At 70.3% G+C, this 18,621-nt stretch carries 18 protein-coding genes; 6 read left to right on the top strand and 12 right to left on the bottom strand.

Annotation, left to right across the window (positions count from 1 at the left end):
- Positions 1 to 2: 2 nt before the first annotated feature.
- From ON26_RS07945 to ON26_RS07990, 10 genes are all read right to left on the bottom strand, one after another.
- A complete protein-coding gene (locus tag ON26_RS07945; protein WP_040795359.1) occupies positions 3 to 725 on the bottom strand; it encodes a lysophospholipid acyltransferase family protein in 723 nt (240 codons plus the stop codon).
- 197 nt (positions 726 to 922) lie between these two features.
- On the bottom strand, positions 923 to 1,897 hold the full coding sequence (locus ON26_RS07950) for an ROK family protein (protein ID WP_040795360.1): 975 nt from the start codon (positions 1,895 to 1,897) through the stop codon (positions 923 to 925).
- 1 nt (position 1,898) lies between these two features.
- Positions 1,899 to 2,534, bottom strand: a complete 636-nt coding sequence (locus tag ON26_RS34465; protein ID WP_245545766.1) for a hypothetical protein — start codon at positions 2,532 to 2,534, stop codon at positions 1,899 to 1,901.
- A gap of 1 nt (position 2,535) precedes the next feature.
- Positions 2,536 to 3,864, bottom strand: coding sequence for an ArsA family ATPase (locus tag ON26_RS07960; protein ID WP_051026817.1), 1,329 nt, complete (start codon positions 3,862 to 3,864; stop codon positions 2,536 to 2,538).
- Between the two features lie 38 nt (positions 3,865 to 3,902).
- On the bottom strand, positions 3,903 to 4,340 hold the full coding sequence (locus ON26_RS07965; protein ID WP_040795361.1) for an SRPBCC family protein: 438 nt from the start codon (positions 4,338 to 4,340) through the stop codon (positions 3,903 to 3,905).
- A gap of 55 nt (positions 4,341 to 4,395) precedes the next feature.
- Positions 4,396 to 4,779: an SRPBCC family protein gene (locus ON26_RS07970; protein ID WP_040795362.1), complete on the bottom strand. Its 384-nt coding sequence runs from the start codon at positions 4,777 to 4,779 to the stop codon at positions 4,396 to 4,398.
- Between the two features lie 67 nt (positions 4,780 to 4,846).
- Positions 4,847 to 5,974, bottom strand: a complete 1,128-nt coding sequence (locus ON26_RS07975; protein WP_040795363.1) for a glycosyltransferase family 4 protein — start codon at positions 5,972 to 5,974, stop codon at positions 4,847 to 4,849.
- Between the two features lie 159 nt (positions 5,975 to 6,133).
- Positions 6,134 to 7,141: a hypothetical protein gene (locus tag ON26_RS07980; protein ID WP_040795364.1), complete on the bottom strand. Its 1,008-nt coding sequence runs from the start codon at positions 7,139 to 7,141 to the stop codon at positions 6,134 to 6,136.
- Positions 7,142 to 7,148: 7 nt separating this feature from the next.
- Entirely contained in the window at positions 7,149 to 8,213 is a 1,065-nt protein-coding gene (locus tag ON26_RS07985; RefSeq protein ID WP_040795388.1) for an NlpC/P60 family protein, read from the bottom strand.
- 175 nt (positions 8,214 to 8,388) lie between these two features.
- Positions 8,389 to 8,970, bottom strand: coding sequence for a C40 family peptidase (locus ON26_RS07990; RefSeq protein WP_040795365.1), 582 nt, complete (start codon positions 8,968 to 8,970; stop codon positions 8,389 to 8,391).
- A 596-nt stretch (positions 8,971 to 9,566) separates the two neighbouring features.
- Here ON26_RS07990 and ON26_RS07995 point away from each other — a divergent pair.
- Together ON26_RS07995 and ON26_RS08000 are read left to right on the top strand one after the other, a co-directional pair.
- On the top strand, positions 9,567 to 11,564 hold the full coding sequence (locus ON26_RS07995; protein ID WP_051026811.1) for a DEDD exonuclease domain-containing protein: 1,998 nt from the start codon (positions 9,567 to 9,569) through the stop codon (positions 11,562 to 11,564).
- Between the two features lie 127 nt (positions 11,565 to 11,691).
- Positions 11,692 to 11,967, top strand: a complete 276-nt coding sequence (locus ON26_RS08000) for an Lrp/AsnC family transcriptional regulator (RefSeq protein WP_040795366.1) — start codon at positions 11,692 to 11,694, stop codon at positions 11,965 to 11,967.
- A 35-nt stretch (positions 11,968 to 12,002) separates the two neighbouring features.
- Here ON26_RS08000 and trpD read toward each other — a convergent pair whose 3' ends face one another.
- Positions 12,003 to 13,109 carry an anthranilate phosphoribosyltransferase gene (gene trpD, locus ON26_RS08005; RefSeq protein WP_051026818.1) on the bottom strand — a complete coding sequence of 369 codons (1,107 nt, stop codon included), beginning with the start codon at positions 13,107 to 13,109 and terminating at the stop codon, positions 12,003 to 12,005.
- 421 nt (positions 13,110 to 13,530) lie between these two features.
- Complete coding sequence (locus ON26_RS08010; RefSeq protein ID WP_040795367.1) at positions 13,531 to 13,962, bottom strand: hypothetical protein; 432 nt, start codon at positions 13,960 to 13,962, stop codon at positions 13,531 to 13,533.
- A 188-nt stretch (positions 13,963 to 14,150) separates the two neighbouring features.
- Here ON26_RS08010 and ctaE point away from each other — a divergent pair, with 188 nt between their 5' ends.
- The 4 genes from ctaE to qcrB all read left to right on the top strand — a co-directional run bounded on the left by ctaE (position 14,151) and on the right by qcrB (position 18,511).
- Complete coding sequence (gene ctaE, locus ON26_RS08015) at positions 14,151 to 14,762, top strand: aa3-type cytochrome oxidase subunit III (protein WP_040795368.1); 612 nt, start codon at positions 14,151 to 14,153, stop codon at positions 14,760 to 14,762.
- Between the two features lie 85 nt (positions 14,763 to 14,847).
- A complete protein-coding gene (gene qcrC / locus ON26_RS08020; protein WP_040795369.1) occupies positions 14,848 to 15,711 on the top strand; it encodes a cytochrome bc1 complex diheme cytochrome c subunit in 864 nt (287 codons plus the stop codon).
- Entirely contained in the window at positions 15,708 to 16,892 is a 1,185-nt protein-coding gene (gene qcrA / locus ON26_RS08025) for a cytochrome bc1 complex Rieske iron-sulfur subunit (protein WP_085998967.1), read from the top strand. Before qcrC ends, qcrA begins: the two co-directional genes overlap by 4 nt.
- Positions 16,889 to 18,511, top strand: a complete 1,623-nt coding sequence (gene qcrB / locus ON26_RS08030) for a cytochrome bc1 complex cytochrome b subunit (protein ID WP_040795370.1) — start codon at positions 16,889 to 16,891, stop codon at positions 18,509 to 18,511. Before qcrA ends, qcrB begins: the two co-directional genes overlap by 4 nt.
- Positions 18,512 to 18,621: the final 110 nt, after the last annotated feature.

Genomic DNA, 18,621 nt, shown 5'->3' on the forward strand with positions numbered 1-18,621 from the left:
GCTCAGCTCGCCGCGGAGTCGGGGATGCGGGTCGCCTCCGGCCGGGACCCGGACGGGGCGCCCTTGAGGCTGTGCGCGTAGACGTCCACGTATTCCTGGCCGCTCATCCGCATCAATTCGTACATCACCTCGTCGGTGACGGCGCGCTCCACGAAACGGTTGCCACCCATGCCCTCGTAACGCGAGAAATCGATCGGGGCGCCGAATTTCACGGTCACCTTGTGCCTGCGCCAGCGGAACGGTCCGGGCGGGGACACCTTGTCGGTGCCGATGACCGCCACCGGGATCACCGGCACGCCGGTCTCCAGCGCCAGCCGCGCCATGCCGGTCTTGCCCTTGTACAGGCGGCCGTCCGGCGAGCGGGTGCCCTCCGGATAGAGGCCGACCAGCCTGCCCCGGTCGAGCAGCTTGCGGGCGGCGTTGAGCGCGTCCTCGGCGGCGTCGGCGCCGCTGCGGTCGATGGGGTACTGGCCGGTGCCGCTGAAGAAGAACTTCTGCAGACGGCCCTTGATCCCCGGCGTGGTGAAGTACTCGGCCTTGGCCAGATAGTTGATCCGGCGCGGGCTCATCAGGGGAGCGAAAAGCCAGTCGGCGAAGGAAAGGTGATTACCCGCCATGATCGCCGGGCCGTCGGCCGGAATATTCTCCAGCCCCTCGACGGTCGGGCGGTTGTAGACATGGATGAAAGGCCCCAACAGCACGAATTTCAGAAGCCAGTAGAACATGACATCCTTCCCCCAGGGGACCGGGATCGATGGGTGGCCGACGTGCGACATGTGCGACTTTACCGCTGGTCGGAGTACTCATCCAACCACGGAGGTTGCTGTGGTCGGGATCAGCCGCGCCGCGTCGCCCCGGTCTGGTCACACTTCGGTTACCGGCGAGTTGCGAGCGCGTTCCGGATATTGTCCGCGAAGCCGTTTCAGCGACCGGAACCGGTCTCCGATATTGCGGCCCGGGCGAGTTCGGCGGCACCGATCTCCCCGGCCGCCTCGCCCAATTGCGTGGTTCTGATGCGCGCCAGCGGACGGTGTCCGGCGCCGGTGACCGAGCGGGCGTATTCTTCGCGCGCCTCGTCCAGGAACAGCGGGGCCGAACTGCTCACCCCGCCCGCGACGACGATCAGATCCGGATCGAAGATGTCGCTGACGAACGCCAGGCCGAGGCCGAGCCAGCGGCCGAAATCGGCGACCGCCGCCTCCGCCACCGGATCGCCGTCCTGCGCCGCGCCCGCCACCCGCCTGCCGGTGAGCGCGCCGGGTTCGGCGGCCACCTCGGCGGCCAGCAGCGTCGATTCGGACGGGTCGGTGGCCAGCATCTCGATGGCGGTCTCGGCGAGCGCGGTGCCGCTGCAGTAGCGCTCCCAGCAGCCGCGCTTGCCGCAGGCGCAGAAGCGGCCGTTCGGGACGACCTGCAGATGACCGAGTTCGGGGGCCACGCCGTGGGTTCCGCGATAGAGCGTGCCGCCGATCAGCAGGGCCGCGCCGATCCCGGTGCCGATCGCGACCAGGACGACATTGTGCCCACCGGCCGCCGCGCCGAACCGGTACTCGGCCCAGGCCGCGGCGTTGGCGTCGTGCTCGAGGATGACCGGCAGGCCGAGCCGTTCGGTGAGCTGCTTCGCGACCGGGGCGTCGCGCCAGGGCAGATGCGGGGCGAATCGGACGGTATGGCGGTGTTCGTTGACGAAACCGGCGACGGCGAGACCGACCGCGGCGACGGGGTGTCGCGCGCGAAGTTCCCGCACGGCGCGGTCGAGGGCGTCCTCGAGCGCGCGGGCGCTGTGCGGGGTGGGGGACTGCACGGTGTCGAGTACCTCGCCGCCCGCGTCGACCACGGACGCGCGGATGTTGGTGCCGCCGACATCGATGCCGACGGTGAGGGGTGCGCCGGTCACGTCAGGTCCTGATCGTCACGGGGATGGCGGTGTAGCCGGAACGTTTGCGCGGCTGGGGCCCGCGCCGCGCGGAGCGGGACGGATCGCCCACGCCGCCGGGTCGGCCTTCGGATCGGTCGTCGGCGGGTCGTCGCGCGGTCTTCTGCGTGGCATGCGACGTCGCGGTTGTCGCGGCCCCGAGGTCAGCGGCAGCGTCGGGATCACCGGCGGAGTCGGGTCCGTCGTCCGGGTGGCCGACGGGGTTCGGGTTCGGCCCGGCCTTCCCGCTCGACGTCCGGGCCGCATCGTGCTCCGGCGAGGTGCCGGTGGGCGAGCCGCGGTGGTGCCGCTGGGTGTCGTCCTCGGTCGGCAGGACCGGTTCGACGGGGGCGCCGGCGAGGGCTTCGCGCAGGACGGTGACGATGGCCGTGCCGTGATCGGCGAGTGCGGTCAGCACGTCGTGGTGCTCGCCGCGGAGCAGGGCGGCGGTCGCGCAGACCGGGCACCAACTGCAACTCGACCACTCGGGCCGGTCCTCCGCCGCGCCGCGCAACGCGGGCTCGACCCGTTCCAGCACGGTCTCGGCGAGCACGCGCAATTCTTCGGCGAATTCGGTGAAAGCGTCGGGGCGGTGTTCGTGTGCGGAAGGTCGGGGCACGTCAGCGGCCTTCCGTGCTCGTCGGCCACACTGCCGGATCGGGGCGGAATCGCACCACCAGACAGCCGGTGTCCAGCTCGGCCTCGGAGACCGTGCACCGCCGCAACACCGGGGCCAGGCGCACCCGGCGCCGCACCCCGTCCGCTCCCACGATCAAATCGTCCTCCACTCGTCCCAGGCGCAGCGTCGCCGGATCGACGACGGGCAGCCGCATCCACAACGCGTACACCGAGTCCACGCCGGTGCCCGACTCCCATCGAACCACCGGCTCACCGGAACGCACGTCGACACGCGTCGGGGCGTCGTCGGGTCCGGGTTCCCGAATCGGGCCTCCTTCAATCGAATCGGTGGCCCGCGCCTCGTAGGCAACGGCCGTAGCCGGCGTGTCGGGCTGCCAGAATGCCGGTGTCACCGCTGTCAGCGCGTCGGGGCCGACCGGCTCCCGCCCCGTGTGCGTGGCCACCATGAGCGCGACGTCGTCGAATTCGGTGCGCAGTTCGTCGATGACGGCCAGCTGATCGGCGCGCCGGTTGAGGTACCAGTGCACGGCGGGGTGGGCGGCCTCCAGCGGGCCCGCGGGAGCGGGCGTCGCGGGCAGCACCTTGTTCACCACGACCGCGTCCAGTCGCAGGCCGAGCAGGGCGGCGGCGGACCGGACCCGGCGGGTCTCGGCGACGGCGACCCGCTCGGGCGCGGTGACCAGGCGCAGACCGGTGCGCTCGTGATCGGCCAGCAGGTCGCGTACCCGGGTCACCGCGGTGACGATTCGCTCGACGGTGGCCGCCAGCACCGCGCGCCGGGGATCGAAGCCGGTCATGCTCATGGCGCGCGCGTGCGGGGGCCAGAGGCGCTCGAGATAGTCGAGCAGCGTCTGCGGGGCGGTGACGATGCGCAGCATGTCGGCCGAGGGCGGGCAGTCGACGACCAGCACGCTCCAGTCGGCGTCCTCGGCGAACTCCGTCAGCTCGATGAGCGCGAGCAGTTCCTGCACGCCGGGCAGGCCGGTCAGCTCGGCCGGATCCAGTGCGGCGGGATCGATGCCGTAGGCGTGGCTGTGCGAGCCGCCCGCGGACAGCATCGCGGTCACTTCCGTGAACCGGTCCTCGAGCAGGGCCAGGGAGTCGAGTTCGATCACGTCCAGGCCGGGCTCGATCCGGGCGATGCCGGTGACCGTGCCCGGATCGTGCGGGAACCGGAAACCCAGCGCATCGCCGAGCGAATGCGCCTGATCCAGCGAGGCCAGCAGCACGTCCTCACCGGCGCGGGCGTAGGAGAACGCGCTCGCGCAGGCGAGGGTGGTCTTGCCGACACCGCCCTTGCCGACGAACAGTTCGAGCCGGGTGCGCCGCGGCCCGTGCTGTGCGGCCGTCAGCCTTCGACCCGTTTCTTCAGTTCCTTGAGGGCCGTGTCGGTGATGACCTTCTCGGCCTTGCGCTTGAACATGCCGATCATGGGGATGTTCAGATCGACGGTCAGCTCGTAGACGACCTCGGTGATTCCGCCGGCTCTCTCCCGTAGCAGGTAGCTGCCGTCCTGGGCCTTCTGGAGCTCGCCCTCGAGCAGCCGCCAGCTCACCGCGAGGGCATCGGGGTGCCAGGCGTAGGACAACACGTAGGTGTCCTTGACGACACCCGCGTCGAGCACGAAGCGCGCGGTGCGGGCCAGTCCGTCGGCGCCCAGGTCGAGCACCTCGACGGATTTGGCCGCCGCCACCCACTCCGGATAGGACTCCAGATCGGCGATGACGGCCATCACCTGCTCGGCGGGGGCCTCGATGAGGATCGACCTCTGGGTCCGGTCGGCCATGGGGGTCAGCGGTTCCTTTCCGGCGACGATGCGGGTGGTTCCGGGTGACGAGTGGTCAGGCGGCGGGAGTGACGCCGGCCGGGCGTCCGGCCTCCAACAGCGCCTTGACCTCGAACGACATCTTCTTGCCCGCGATCCGCCTGGCCCGGTTCGCGGCGGCGAGCGCGCGGGGCGCGCGGGCCTGCTGTGGCTCGGGTTCGCCGTGCAGGAAGTAGTGCAGGATAACCCCGTCCAGCGAGGGCTCGAGCCACACTTCCATCGTGCCGGTCAGCGGACCGCGCACGAGCCAGCGAATGCCCTTGTCGCCGCGGTCTTCCCGCACCTCGAGCTGGAGGTCCGGCCACCACCGGCGCCACCGGCTCCGATCGGCCAGCACCTCGGCGACGGCAGCGCCGGAGGCGACGACGAAGGTCTGGTCGGCGACCTGAATGCTGCTCACTCCGCTGAGCGTAATGGATGCCTCCGTCACACCGACGGGGCATGTCGGTGTGCGGGCGCCCGCACGATCAGCGCAGGAGCTCGCGCAACCGCGCGCCGATGGCGTCCCAATGCCAGTGCTCCTGGACCCAGGCTCGGCCCGCCGCACCCATCGTGGCGGCGGCGTCGCGGTCGGACAAGATCGACACGACCGCGTCGGTGATCTCCTCCACGCGCCTGCCGTCGACCACGCGTCCGGTCTCGCCCTCGCGCACGGTCTCCGGCGCCCCACCGGAACGGCCCGCGACGACCGGGACGCCGGTGGCCGAGGCCTCCAGGTACACGATGCCGAGTCCTTCGACGTCCAGGCCCGCGCCCCTGGTGCGGGCCGGCATGGCGAACACGTCGGCGATGGTGTGGTGGGCGGCCAGTTCGGCCGAGGGCACCCGGCCGGTGAACACGACATCGCCGGACAGGCCGAGCGACTGCGCGAGGCCGCGCAGTCTGTCCTCGTAGGGGCCGCCGCCCGCGATCACCAGTACCGCGCCGTCGACCCGGGTGCGGATCGCGTGCATGGCCACGATCAGTGCGTCCTGCCCCTTGCGCGGCACCAGCCGGGACAGGCACAGGATGGTCGGCCGGTCGCCGAGTCCGTAGCGGGCGCGCAGTTCCGCACGCGCGGCCGGATCGGGATGGAACACCTCGGGATCGACGCCGGGCGGCAGGTATTCGAGCGCGGCGTTCGCACCGAACGCGGAGGCGAACCGGCCACGGGTGTACTTGCTGACGTAGGTGACCACGTCGGTGCTCTCGCCGATCGCCCGCAGGGCCTGGCGCGCGCCGGGCAGCATCGACCAGCCGACCTCGTGACCGTGGGTGCTGGCCAGCACGCGTTCGGCGCCGGCCCGGCGTAGGCCGGGGGTGAGCAGAGCCAGCGGCGCGGCGGCGCCGAACCACACGGTGTCGCACTTCTCCTCGCGCAACAGCCGGGCGGCGCGGCGCGCGACGGCGGGCGTCGGAAGCATGAGCGTGGTGGGGTGGCGGACCACCCGGAACTTCTGATTCGCGTCGAATTTCACGTGCGAGTCACCGCGCCAGCGTGGTGCGTAGACCACCAGATCCTCGGGGGGCAGCTGTCCGGCGAGTGCCTGCAGATACGACTGGATACCACCCGGCCGAGGCGGGAAATCGTTGGTAACCAGCAGGGTTCGGGCCATACCGGACAACCTACTCGGCGCGCGCCCGCCCGCGCCGCCGTGGTCGCGGTCGCGCACAGCCACCGCGGCGGCGAGCTGGTGACCACTGCGCGACACGATCGGCGGACCGGAGCCGCGCGCGCCGAGCCCCGGAATCCGGCTCGGGTTCGTCGCGCGGCGCTAGCGCGAGCGGTCCGCGACCCAGGAACGCCACTGCTCGACGAAACGCGCGCGGCCGGTGCCGAGCACTTCGCGCAGGAGGTGATCCTCGTCCGCCCGGGTGCCCGCGGCGAGCGCGCGGTACAGGCGCAGCAGCTGGGTCTCGTCGCCGCCACCGGCGACGAACGCGCAGATCGTCCACGCCTGCTCGTAGGACTCGACTGCGTCACGACCGGTGAACGCCGGGTCGTCCGGGAGATCGGCGGGCAGCTCGCCCGCACGTGCGGCCGCGCGCACGGTCGGCGCGATCTCGGCGAAGGTGTGGCCGAGGCCGCGGTGGGCGACGTACTCGGCGAAGCCCTCGACCAGCCACTGCGGAGCGGCCCCCGCGGTGTGCGCGCGGGTGGCCAGGTGGATGAGTTCGTGGCGCAGGACGGTGCGCAGCTGGTCCGGGTTCAGTCGCCTGCCTGCGTCCGGTGCGAAGACGACCCGCTGACCTGTCGGGGGAGTGCCGAAACGGAACGGGTCGGAGTACGCGGCGGCGGCGATCTCGGACGATGTCGCGGCAGGCCCGGCGTCGCTGTCGCTGTCGTTCGCCGAGCCCGGGCCCGGGTCGGGCGCGGGGGCGCGGAGGAGGGCGGCGAACTCGGTGCGATCGGCGGCGACGGCGATCACGGCGCGGCGGGTCCACGCGGTGTCGGCGGCGTCCCAGTAGCCGGCGACGGCGGACAGGGCGGCGGGCAGCTCGGCGGCCAGTCGACCGGCGAGTTCGTCGTGCCCCGGATGGGCCAGGACGACGGCGCCGGTATCCGGTGGGTGGATCTCGCGCAGTTCGCCGAACGGGGCCATGATCCGGCGCACGGGCTCGAGCCGAGCGCTGTCGGGTGCCGGGAGCGATGTCGCGGGTTCCGGGAGCAGGCGGACCAATGCGCAGCCGGAGACGGTCAGCAGGGCGATCGCCGCCACCGTGAGCAGGAAGTGCGCACGATCGCGAGCGGCTCGGGGACCGGCGTGGTGGCGTTCGGTCACGCCGGGATCAGTAGCGCCGCGCGGAGTGGTACGGCGTGGAACCCATCGGGGCCACGGCCACCGGCACACCGAAGGTGGAGGCGTGCAACATCATTCCGTTGCCGGCGTAGATACCGACGTGGGAGATGTCGGAGTAGAAGAACACGACGTCACCGGGCTGCAGATCGTCCTTGTCCACGGGGGTGCCGTAGGCCGCCTGGGCCGAACTGGTGCGCGGCACGTTCTTGCCGACCTGCTTGAACGCCCATTGCACCAGGCCGGAGCAGTCGAACTGGTCGGGGCCGGTGGCGCCCCAGACATACGGGTCGCCGACCCGGGTGAGACCGGCGGCCAGCGCGCTGGTGCCGCTGCCGGGGACCAGGCCCTGCAGCAGCGTGTCGCGGTCGAAGCCGGGCGGGAAGGGCGAGCCGGCCAGTGTCGAGCGATCCGACGCCGACAGCGCGCCCCACGCCTGCACGACCTGGGCGATGGCGCCGGCGAGTTCGCTGCGCTTGCGCTCGAGGTCGGCGCGCACCTCGTCGGCCTTGCGCGCGGCCTCGTGGGCGGCGTCGGCGGCGGCACGGGCGGTGTTCTCGGCGGCCACCGCCGCGTCGTTCGCCTTCTTGAACCGGCGGAGTTCATCGGTGGTCTGGGCGGCGAGCACGTCCATCGTGGACATCCGGTCCAGCATCTGCTGTGGTGAGTCGCTCACCAGCACGGCGAACATGCGATTGGTGCGCACGCCCTGGTAGGCGGCGATGGCGGTGCGATCGATGACCGGCTGGAAGGCGCGGACCTCCGCGCGCGCGGCCTCGACCACGGCGGTGCGTGCGGCGAGTTCGGCGTCGGCGGCCCGCTGGACGGCGAGCTTGGCGTCGAGATCCTCCTGCGCGCCGAGCGCCTGCTGATTGAGCTGCTCGGATTGGCGGGACAGGTCGATCATGCTCTGCACCGCCTCGCTCGCGGTGCTCGGCATCGCGACCGGGTCGGCCAGGGCGGGAGATCCGGTGGACAGTCCGGTGGCAAGAACACCGACGGCGAATACGCCGCAGAGCAGGCGCTTGGTGCGATAGGTGCGCTGATCGACTGCCACAGCCCGACGTGCTCCTTCGTTGCCGAAGCGCTCGGATCCGGCGAAGGTCACCGGTCCACACTCCGTTCGGTCTCGATTAGATTACGAAACGGCAGCGGCTCGTGTCCAGGTGGACACGAGCCGCTCTGCCGTAGCGGTCGATTCGCCGTGTAGGGGGCGAATCGCTGCCGGTGGATCAGTACCGGCGAGCCCCCGCGAAGGGCATGGAGGAGATCGGCGCGACATTCACCGGGGTGCCCGCGGTGGCCGCGTGCACGACATTGCCGTTGCCCGCGTACAGACCGGAGTGGCCGCCGCCGTAGAAGGAGACCATGTCGCCGGGGCGCAGGTCGTCGATCGAGACAGGCGTGCCCGCGGCCAGCTGCGCGCCGCTGGTGCGCGGGAGTTCCTTGCCCGCCTGACGGTAGGCCCACTGGACCAGGCCGGAGCAGTCGAAGGCGTTCGGGCCCGCGGCGCCGTAGACGTAGGGGGAGCCCACCTTGGACAGCGCGGCGTCCAGCGCCACCTCGCCCAGCGTCTTCTGCGGCGCCACGAACGGCGGCGGCGTGAACGGCGCGGCGGGTGTTGCCGGCTCGATGCCGGGGATGCCCGAGGGGATCGGGATCTCGTTCGGCACCTCGAAGACGCCGACGCCGGGGATGTTCACCGGCTGGGCCGAGGCCGTGGCCGGAAGGAGGAACGCGCCGATGGTGGCAGCGCCGATCGCTCCGGCGGCAACGGCACGCCGCGCCTGCCGTTTGACGGTGTTGGTCGCCATGTTGCGGTTACTTCCAATCTGCCCCACGACGCCACACCCGAGTGGTGCGGCGGACTGCGACGAACGCACCGGATCGGTGCGTCGAACTCCGCGAGGTCTCGGAACGATTACGAACCGATCACGGAAGTTTGTAAAGCCGTCCGGCCGCCGAACGCGCAATTACCGATCTTGGAAGCGAAATTTCATGCGACATATCTCACAACGATCACGAAACGATGACGGGAACGTTTCACCGCCCGATTCGTCCTCGCTGCGGCCAGGTCGACATGCCGAGGAGGCGATGGTTCGGACCGGTTGGACAGCTGATATATCCCCAGCTCGAGGCGATATCGGTGACGTGCTGCGGGTGCCGGTTCTGGACAAGCGTACAAGTCTGTGCCGAACCGGTCCGGCCGGTCGGTTCGATCGAGTTCGGCGGGCTCGGACACGCCCGGATTTTGATAGTTTCCACCGTCGATTGTGAGCTGCACCACTTTTTGTTTTTCTAGATCATTTATCTGTGCCGGCCCGGAAAAAACGTCGTGTTATTACTCGGTCCAGTAGTCCTGACAGTTGTCGGATGATCTCTGTCGGAGGTTCGCCCTACGCTGACCGCCGTGCCCGACTCCGAACCCCTCGCCGCCCGGCAGTTGGCCTTCGACGAGCTGGACACCCCGCTCTACGACACCACCTTCGTCGTCGTCGACCTGGAGACCACCGGCACCAGCCCGGAAGGCGATGCCATCACCGAGATCGGCGCGGTCAAGGTGCGCGGCGGCGAGGTGCTGGGGGAGTTCGCCACGCTGGTCGATCCCGGTCGTGCCATCCCACCCGAGGTCGTGCGGATCACCGGCATCACCACCGCCCTGGTCTGCGCGGCGCCGCGCATCGAGGCGGTGCTGCCCGCGTTCCTCGAGTTCGCGGCGGGGGCGGTGCTTGTCGCCCACAACGCCCGCTTCGACACCGCCTTCCTGCGCGCGGCCGCCGCTCGCAGCGAACTGCCGTGGCCCGGCGCCCCGGTGCTGTGCACGGTGAAGCTGGCCAGGCGGGTGCTCGGCCGAGACGAGGCCCCGTCGGTACGGCTGTCCGCCCTGGCCCATCTGCTCGGCGCGAGCACCCGGCCGACCCACCGTGCCCTCGACGATGCCCGCGCCACCGTGGACGTGCTGCACGCCCTCATCGGCCGGGTCGGCAATCAGGGCGTCCACAGCCTGACCGAACTACTCGACTACCTGCCCGATGTCACCTCGGGGCAGCGCGCCAAGCGGGTGTTCGCCACCGGCCTGCCCGCCGAGCCGGGGGTGTATCTGTTCCGCGGCCCCTCCGACGAAGTCCTCTATATAGGGACGGCGGTGAATCTGCGCCGCCGCGTGCGTACGTACTTCACCGGATCGGAGACCCGCGGCCGGATGAAGGAGATGGTCGCGCTCGCCGGCCGGGTCGATCACGTGGTGTGCGCGCACGGCCTCGAAGCCGGAGTGCGGGAATTGCGGCTGCTCGCCGCGCACGCGCCTCCGTACAACCGGCGCTCCAAATTCCCCAAGCGCGCCTGGTGGATCACGCTGACCGAGGAGGCCTTCCCGCGCTTCGCCGTGGGCCGCACACCCGCGCCGGATGCGCTGGGCCCGTTCAATTCCCGCACCGACGCCGCCGACATCGCCGCCACCCTGGCCGAGCACGCCGGCCTGCGCACGTGCACCACCCGGCTCACCCGTGCGGCGACCCACGACTGCCCGCCCGCCGTGGTCGGCGGATGCCCGGCCGCTCGCGCACGCGAAAAGCCGCTCACCGCCGGGCAATACGCGCCGAGGGTGGCGGCTGTCCGGGAGCTGATCGCAGGCCGCGACGACAGCCTGCTCACCGCCGTGCTCGACCTGATCGAATCCTATTCCCGCGCAGAACGCTTCGAGACCGCCGCACGCCTGCGCGATCGGGCCGCCGCCCTCATCCGGGCCCTGCGCCGCACCCAGCGCCTGGCCGCCCTCACCCGCATCGCCGAACTGATCGCCGCGCACCCCGACGGCGCGGGCGGCTGGGAATTCGCCGTCATCCGCCATGGCAGGCTCGCCGCCGCGGGCGTCGCCCGCCGCGGCACACCCCCGATGCCCGTGGTGGACCACCTCGTCGCCGCCGCCGAGACCGTCGTCCCCGACGGACGCCCCGTTCTCCTGACGCAAGCGGCCCTACCCCGCACGGCGGTCGGTATGCCGAAGCACGCCGGTGGACCGGGCGGTGATCGCGTGCGGACCGGCGCTGGGGTACCTACTGCCGTGCCGACCGGTGATCGCGGGCCTGCCGGTGTCGATATGCCGGCCTTTGTCGGCCTGCCCAGCGATGTCACGATGCCTACTCATGTCGGCTCGGCTGCCGGTGCCGGGGTGCCCGCCGAGGAAGTCGTCGAGTGGGTGGGACCGCCGCTGCTCGGCGCGTCGCCGGAGGAGGTCGGGCTGGTGGCGCGCTGGCTGGAACGGCCGGGGGTGCGCATCGTGCGGACCACGCACGGCTACCACGAGCCCCGGTGCGGTGCGGGGCGGCTGCTGGCTTGGGCGGAGACCGCCGAGGCCGCGGCGCGGGCGCGGCCCGAGGGCGCGGACTACATGGAGCAGACCGGGTGAACGGTTCGGCCGGGGACGCCGGATGACGCCCGGCCCTCGGCGAGCGACCGGCGATCGGATCGCGATCGTTCGAGCGCTGCCATGCGCGCGGCCGGGCGTGCGATGCCGCGCGCACTAGGCTGAGCCCATGATTAACGCGATCGTGCTGATCCACGCCGACAACGCCCGTATCCCGGAGACCGCGCAGGCCGTGGCCGATACCGAGGGCGTGACCGAGGTCTACTCCTGCGCCGGTGACGTGGACCTGATCGCGATGGTGCGGGTGCGTGACCACGAGCAGATCGCCGAGGTGGTCACCGGGCGGATCGACAAGGTGCCCGGTGTCGAGCGCACCACCACGCACATCGCCTTCAAGTCCTACTCGCGCGCGGACGCCGAGGACGGGTTCTCGATCGGGGAGTGAGCCCGCCCGCCGAGGGCCCTACGCAGCTGAGGGCCCTACGCGTCGCCGAGGGAATTGGTCAGCTTCACCCAGCGGTCGAGCAGTTCGGCCGCCTTGCCGCTGTCGATGGCCGCCGCGGCCCGTTCGACCGCCGCGCCCAGCGCCTCGTGCACATCCATGTCCACATCGCCGGCGCCGCGGGACAGGTCGTAGGCGACGATCGCGGCCGCCGAGTTCACCAGCACCGCGTCGCGGACCGCGCCGGTGGTCCCGGCCAGCACCGAACGCGCGACGCCCGCGTTGACCTCCGCGTCGCCGCCGCGCAGAGCGTCGAGGTCCACCCGGGCGATGCCGAGGCGGGTCGGGTCGATGGTGGTACTGCGCTTGCGCCCGCCCGCGACGATCCAGGCCTCGGTGACATCGGAGATGGTGATCTCGTCGAGGCCGTCGGCACCGCGCACCACCAGTGCGCCCGCGCCGCGCTCGGCGAACACCCCGGCGATCACCTCGAGCAGTTCGGGAAAGGCGCAGCCGATGAGCCCCGCGCGCGGCCGGGCCGGGTTGGTCAGCGGACCGAGCACATTGAAGACGGTGGGGATGCCGATCTCTCTGCGGGCCGCGCCCGCGAAGCGCAGCGCCGGATGGAAGACGGGCGCGAAGCAGAAGCCGATGCCGACCTCGCGCACGCAACGCGCCACCGCGTCCGGGCCGAGGTTCAGTTTCACCCCGAGCGCCTCGAGCACATCGGCGCCGCCGCTCTTGGACGAGGCCGCGCGATTGCCGTGCTTGACCACCGGCACCCCGGCGGCGGCGACCACGATCGAGGACATGGTGGAGATGTTCACCGAGCCGGACCGGTCGCCGCCGGTGCCGACGATGTCGACCGCGTCGCCGTCGATGCTCACCAGGCGCGCGTGCTCGAACATGCCCCTGGCCAGACCGTCGAGTTCGGCGGGAGTGGGCACCTTGATCTTGATCGCGACTCCGAAGGCGGCGATCTGGGCGCTGGTGGCGTTGTCGGACATGATCTCGTCCATCACCCAGGCGGTGTCGGCGGCGGTCAGGTCGCGCCCGTCGGCGAGGGCACCGAGGACCTGCGGCCAGTCGCGCGCGCGGTCCCGTTCGGCACGTTCGGCTTGCGCTTCCGGGAGCTGACCGCTCATCTTCTGTTCCTTCCGGCACACGTCCGGGCCGATCGGCGCGGAATCGCGTGCGCATCGAGATCCGACACGTGAACCGATCGCTGGGGAGGCCGGTTCTGTCGAGCAGCCTAGTGTGCGCGCGTTCCGGACGGGATCGAGTATCAGCGCGCCGCCGCCCGATGTCGCATCACATCCCGCCCGATGTCGCTCACATACGGCCGAGTGCGCATCGGATCCGGTCGATGCCGCATCGCATCGGGTCAGGAGTGCCCCACATCCGCTCGCGGCCGCATCACATCCGGTCAGGAGCGCCTGCCATCCGCTCGAGGCGGCGTCCGCATCCGCTCAGGGGAGCGCCTCACCTCCGTTCGGGGCGCGTCGCCTCCGTTCGGGGCGCGTCGCCTCCGGCCGGGGCGCGTCACATCGGAGCCGGGGCGAGCCGTCACGTCCGGCCCGGAGGCTGCATCACGTCCCATCCGTCGGCGTGCCCGTCATTGCGCTGGGCCAGCCCGGCCATCCTCGAGCGCTCCTGCGAGCAGCGCAGCGCGTCGACCGGCTGGGCCCGCCAGAGCACGAGCCGCATCCACTCGCCCTCGGGCGTGGGGGAGCCGGGGACGGGGGCGTAGCCGTCCTGCGCGGCGATCTCGCACACCCGCTGCACCCGGTCGGCGGGTACACGCAGATGGTGGCGCAGCAACGCGGGCCGCGCGGCGTCGAGCCCGTCGGCGCGGTCGAGCGCGGTCGAACACGCCTCGGCGTCGTCGAAACTCTCGGCGACCACCACGAGATCGGCGCGCCCGGGATCGAGTATCTCCTCTGCGGCGTGCCCGGCGAGCCGCCGCCAAATCCGTCCGATCGGTGATCGCCCGGCCACGTGTACTCCTCGTGTCGAAGTTCTGCGCTCGGTCTCAGGTTTTCCACATATCAGCCTGTCATGCTGGTGTCGGCCCCGATGGGGCGCGCGTGGTCGAGACGATCTCCCCGCCTGCCTTTTCCGACACGTCGGGCCCACTTTCCGACCCCGGTACTCGCGTCGTACTACGAAGAGTCATACTTACCCCTGTGACGACCGCAGTAGGGACCCCAGGATCGGCCATTACTCAGCGTGTGCATTCGCTGAACCGGCCCAACATGGTCAGCGTCGGTACCATCATCTGGCTGTCGAGCGAGTTGATGTTCTTCGCCGGCCTGTTCGCTATGTACTTCGTGGCGCGTGCGCAAGCACAGGGCAACTGGCCGCCGGAACCGACCGAGCTGAATCTCGGGCTCGCCGTGCCGGTCACCGCCGTGCTCGTGGCGTCGTCGTTCACCTGCCAGATGGGCGTGTTCGCGGCCGAGAAGGGCGACGTGTTCGGCCTGCGCCGCTGGTACCTGCTGACGCTGGCGATGGGCGCGTTCTTCGTGGCCGGTCAGGGGTACGAGTACTACCACCTGGTCCACGAGGGCACCTCGATCTCCAGCAGCGCCTACGGCTCGGTGTTCTACATCACCACCGGCTTCCACGGCCTGCACGTCATCGGCGGTCTCATCGCCTTCGTCTTCCTGCTGATCCGCACCAAGGTCAGTAAGTTCACCCCGGCGCAGGCCACCGCCGCGATCGTCGTGTCGTACTACTGGCACTTCGTCGACATCGTCTGGATCGGTCTGTTCGCCACGATCTACTTCGTTCGCTGAGTTGCCGGGGACCGGCGTCGGACGGTACGACGCCCGGACTCCACACTTCGCACAAGTCGGTTCCGTCTACTCCAAAGGGACACAGATGAGTTCATCTCCCCCGTCAGCGCCAGAGCCCGCCAGCCCCGGGAACGGCCAGGCCAGCAAGACCCGCAAGCAGCGCCGCACTCGTCGTCGCGTCGCGGGCGGGCTCGCGCTCCTGGTGGGCCTGGTCGGAGCCGGCTTCCTCGCTACCGCGTTGACCCCTGAGCCTCAGGTCGCCACGGCGCATCAGGACCAGTCCGCGCTGATCCGCGAGGGACAGCAGCTCTACGACACCTCCTGCGTCACCTGCCACGGTGCCAACCTGCAGGGCGTGCAGGATCGCGGCCCGAGCCTCATCGGCGTCGGCGAAGCCGCGGTCTACTTCCAGGTGTCCTCCGGGCGTATGCCGCTGGCCGCCAACCAGGCGCAGGCCACGCGCAAGCCCCCGAAGTTCGACGCGAACCAGATCGACGCGCTCGGCGCCTACATCGCCGCCAACGGCGGTGGCCCCAGCGTCGTGCGCGACGCGAACGGCGAGATCGCCCAGGAGTCCCTGCGCGGTGGCGACCTCGGCCGCGGTTCCGAGCTGTTCCGGATGAACTGCGCGTCGTGCCACAACTTCACCGGCAAGGGCGGCGCGCTGTCCTCCGGCAAGTACGCGCCGCCGCTGGCCCCCGCCAGCGAGCAGCAGATCTACGCGGCCATGCTGACCGGCCCGGAGAACATGCCCAAATTCTCCGACCGTCAGCTGACGCCGGAAGAGAAGCGCGACATCGTCGCCTACATCAAGAACGCGACCGAAGAGGCCACCCCGGGTGGCTACGGACTCGGCGGCTTCGGTCCTTCCACCGAGGGCCTGACCATCTGGATCGTCGGCATCGTGCTCACCGTGGGTGCGGCGATGTGGATCGGATCCCGATCATGAGCGAACAGGAGCGAGACGTGAGCCGGCCGGACGAGGGGCCAGAACTGTCGAAGGAGCCGGTGAACACCCCGGCCGACCCGACCGAGGACGAGCTGGACGCGATGACGCGCGACGAACTCGTCGCGCTCGGCACCAAGCGGGACGGCGTCGAGGTCGTCTACCGCGCCGAGCGCTTCCCGGTCCCGGGCACCCGGGCCGAGAAGCGGGCCGAACGCCAGGTGACTTTCTGGTTCGCGGTGTCGGGCATCGCGGCCGCCGCGCTGGTGGGCGTGTTCCTGTTCTGGCCGTGGGAATTCAAGGGCGTCAACGAGGAGGGCCACGGCGCCTACTCGCTGTTCACCCCGTTGGTCGGCCTGACCTTCGGCATCTCGGTGCTGGTCATCGGCATCGCGGTGCTGCTGATCCGCAAGAAGTTCATCCCGGCCGAGATCTCGGTCCAGGAACGTCACGACGGCCCCTCGCCCGAGGTGGAGCGCCGGACCCTGGCGGCGCAGCTGCAGGACGCCGGCGAGACCTCCACGCTGGGTCGCCGCAAGATGATCACCCGTACCGCGGGCGCCGGCGTCGGCATCCTCGGCATCGGCTCGCTGCTGGTCTTCGTCGGCGGCATGGTCAAGAACCCGTGGGCCAAGGGCGACAAGTCGCCGCTGTGGGTGTCCGGCTGGACCCCCGACTACGAGGGCGAGACCATCTACCTGCGTCGCGACACCGGTCGTCCGCAGGACATCGTGTTGGTGCGTCCGGAGGATCTGGACGCCGGTTCCATGGAAACCGTGTTCCCGTGGAAGGAATCCTGGCGGGGCGACGAACACGCGACGCTGCAGTCGCTGCGTGGCATCCGCAACGCCGTCATGCTGATCCGGTTGCGCACCGCCGACGCCGAGAAGGCGATCAAGCGCAAGGGCCAGGAGAGCTTCAACTTCGGCGACTACTTCGCCTACTCGAAGATCTGCACCCACCTCGGCTGCCCGACCTCGCTCTACGAGCAGCAGACCAACCGGATTCTGTGCCCCTGCCACCAGTCGCAGTTCTCGGCGATCGAGTGGGGTAAGCCGATCTTCGGTCCCGCCGCTCGTGCGCTGCCTCAGCTGCCGATCACCGTCAACTCCGAGGGCTTCCTGGTCGCCAACGGCGACTTCATCGAGCCGCTCGGACCGGCCTTCTGGGAGCGTCGTTCATGAGCCCTTCAGTCGCAGCCCAAGCCAATGGGGTGGACGAGCGGTATCGCGCCGCCGCGTTCGTGAAGCGTTCGATCAACAAGGTCTTCCCGACCCACTGGTCGTTCCTGCTCGGTGAGATCGCGCTCTACGCGTTCATCATCCTGCTGTTGTCGGGTATCTACCTGACCCTGTACTTCGACCCGTCGATGGCGCACGTCACCTACGACGGCGCCTACCAGCCGCTGCGCGGCGTCGGCATGTCCCGTGCGTACGAGACGGCCCTGCAGATCTCCTTCGAGGTCCGCGGCGGTCTGTTCGTGCGCCAGATCCACCACTGGGCAGCCCTGCTGTTCGCGGCGTCGATCATCATCCACCTGTTCCGCATCTTCTTCACCGGCGCGTTCCGCAAGCCGCGTGAGGGCAACTGGGTCATCGGCTCGCTGCTGCTGATCCTGGCGATGTTCGAAGGCTTCTTCGGCTACTCGCTGCCCGACGACCTGCTCTCGGGCACCGGTCTGCGGGCCGCCTTCTCCGGCATCACCATCGGTGTCCCGGTGATCGGCACCTGGCTGCACTGGCTGATGTTCGGCGGCGACTTCCCCGGCGACATCATCATCCCGCGCCTGTACATCGCGCACGTGCTGCTGTTGCCCGGCATCATCCTGGCTCTGATCGCCGCCCACGTGGCGCTGGTCTGGTACCAGAAGCACACCCAGTTCCCCGGCCCCGGCCGCACCGAGAACAACGTGGTGGGCGCGCGCATCGTGCCGGTGTTCGCCGCCGACCAGGGCGCGTTCTTCGCCTTCACCCTCGGCATCGTCGGCATCATGGGCGGCGTGCTGCAGATCAACCCGATCTGGAATCTGGGCCCGTACAACCCCTCCCAGGTCTCGGCGGGTTCGCAGCCCGACTTCTACATGATGTGGACCGACGGCATGGCGCGCCTGATGCCGCCGTGGGAGCTCTACCTGGGCCGGTACACGATCCCGGCGGCGTTCTGGGTCGCGTTGATCATGGGTCTGGTGTTCACCGTGCTGGTGGCCTACCCGTGGATCGAGAAGCGGCTCGTCGGCGGCGACGATGTGCACCACAACCTGCTGCAGCGTCCGCGTGACGTGCCGGTCCGCACCGCGATCGGCGCGATGGCCATCGCGTTCTACGTGGTGCTGACGCTGTCGTGCGTCAACGACATCCTCGCGTTGAAGTTCGACATCTCGCTGAACGCGACGACCTGGATGGGCCGCATCGGCATGCTGGTTGTGCCGCCGCTGGCGTACTTCATCACCTACCGGTTCTGCCTGGGTCTGCAGCGCAGCGACCGCGCGGTGCTCGAGCACGGCATCGAGACCGGCGTGATCAAGCGCCTGCCGCACGGTGAGTACATCGAGGTGCACCAGCCGCTCGGCCCGGTCGACGACCACGGTCACCCGCTCCCGCTGGAGTACCAGGGCGCCCCGGTGCCGAAGAAGATGAACAAGCTCGGCCTGGCGGGCAAGCCCGGCACCGGCTCGTTCCTGCGCGCGGACCCGAAGGAAGAGTCCGACCGCAACTTCGAACTCGAGCACGCGGCCGAACACGCCCAGCTCACCGCACTGGAGAAGGTGCAGGAGGAAGCCAAGGGCTCCTCGCACGCGCACTGACGCTCCTCGCGCGGACCGCACGACGAAGGCCCCGAGTCCATCGACTCGGGGCCTTCGGCCTGTCCGGAGACCTGGAGCCGAACCGCATGTCCGCAGGTTGTGCGCCGCGT

It is taken from the genome of Nocardia higoensis NBRC 100133 (genome assembly GCF_000308595.1).
Lineage (GTDB): Bacteria > Actinomycetota > Actinomycetes > Mycobacteriales > Mycobacteriaceae > Nocardia > Nocardia higoensis.

Bases quoted from the DNA above. Each gene is read 5' to 3' on its own strand.
- ON26_RS07945 (WP_040795359.1), bottom strand. From the start codon at position 725: ATGTTCTACTGGCTTCTGAAATTCGTGCTGTTGGGGCCTTTCATCCAT.
- ON26_RS07975 (WP_040795363.1), bottom strand. From the start codon at position 5,974: ATGGCCCGAACCCTGCTGGTTACCAACGATTTCCCGCCTCGGCCGGGT.
- qcrB (WP_040795370.1), top strand. From the start codon at position 16,889: ATGAGCCCTTCAGTCGCAGCCCAAGCCAATGGGGTGGACGAGCGGTAT.
- ON26_RS07965 (WP_040795361.1), bottom strand. From the start codon at position 4,340: ATGGCCGACCGGACCCAGAGGTCGATCCTCATCGAGGCCCCCGCCGAG.
- ON26_RS08000 (WP_040795366.1), top strand. From the start codon at position 11,692: ATGATTAACGCGATCGTGCTGATCCACGCCGACAACGCCCGTATCCCG.
- qcrC (WP_040795369.1), top strand. From the start codon at position 14,848: ATGAGTTCATCTCCCCCGTCAGCGCCAGAGCCCGCCAGCCCCGGGAAC.
- ON26_RS07990 (WP_040795365.1), bottom strand. From the start codon at position 8,970: ATGGCGACCAACACCGTCAAACGGCAGGCGCGGCGTGCCGTTGCCGCC.
- trpD (WP_051026818.1), bottom strand. From the start codon at position 13,109: ATGAGCGGTCAGCTCCCGGAAGCGCAAGCCGAACGTGCCGAACGGGAC.
- qcrA (WP_085998967.1), top strand. From the start codon at position 15,708: ATGAGCGAACAGGAGCGAGACGTGAGCCGGCCGGACGAGGGGCCAGAA.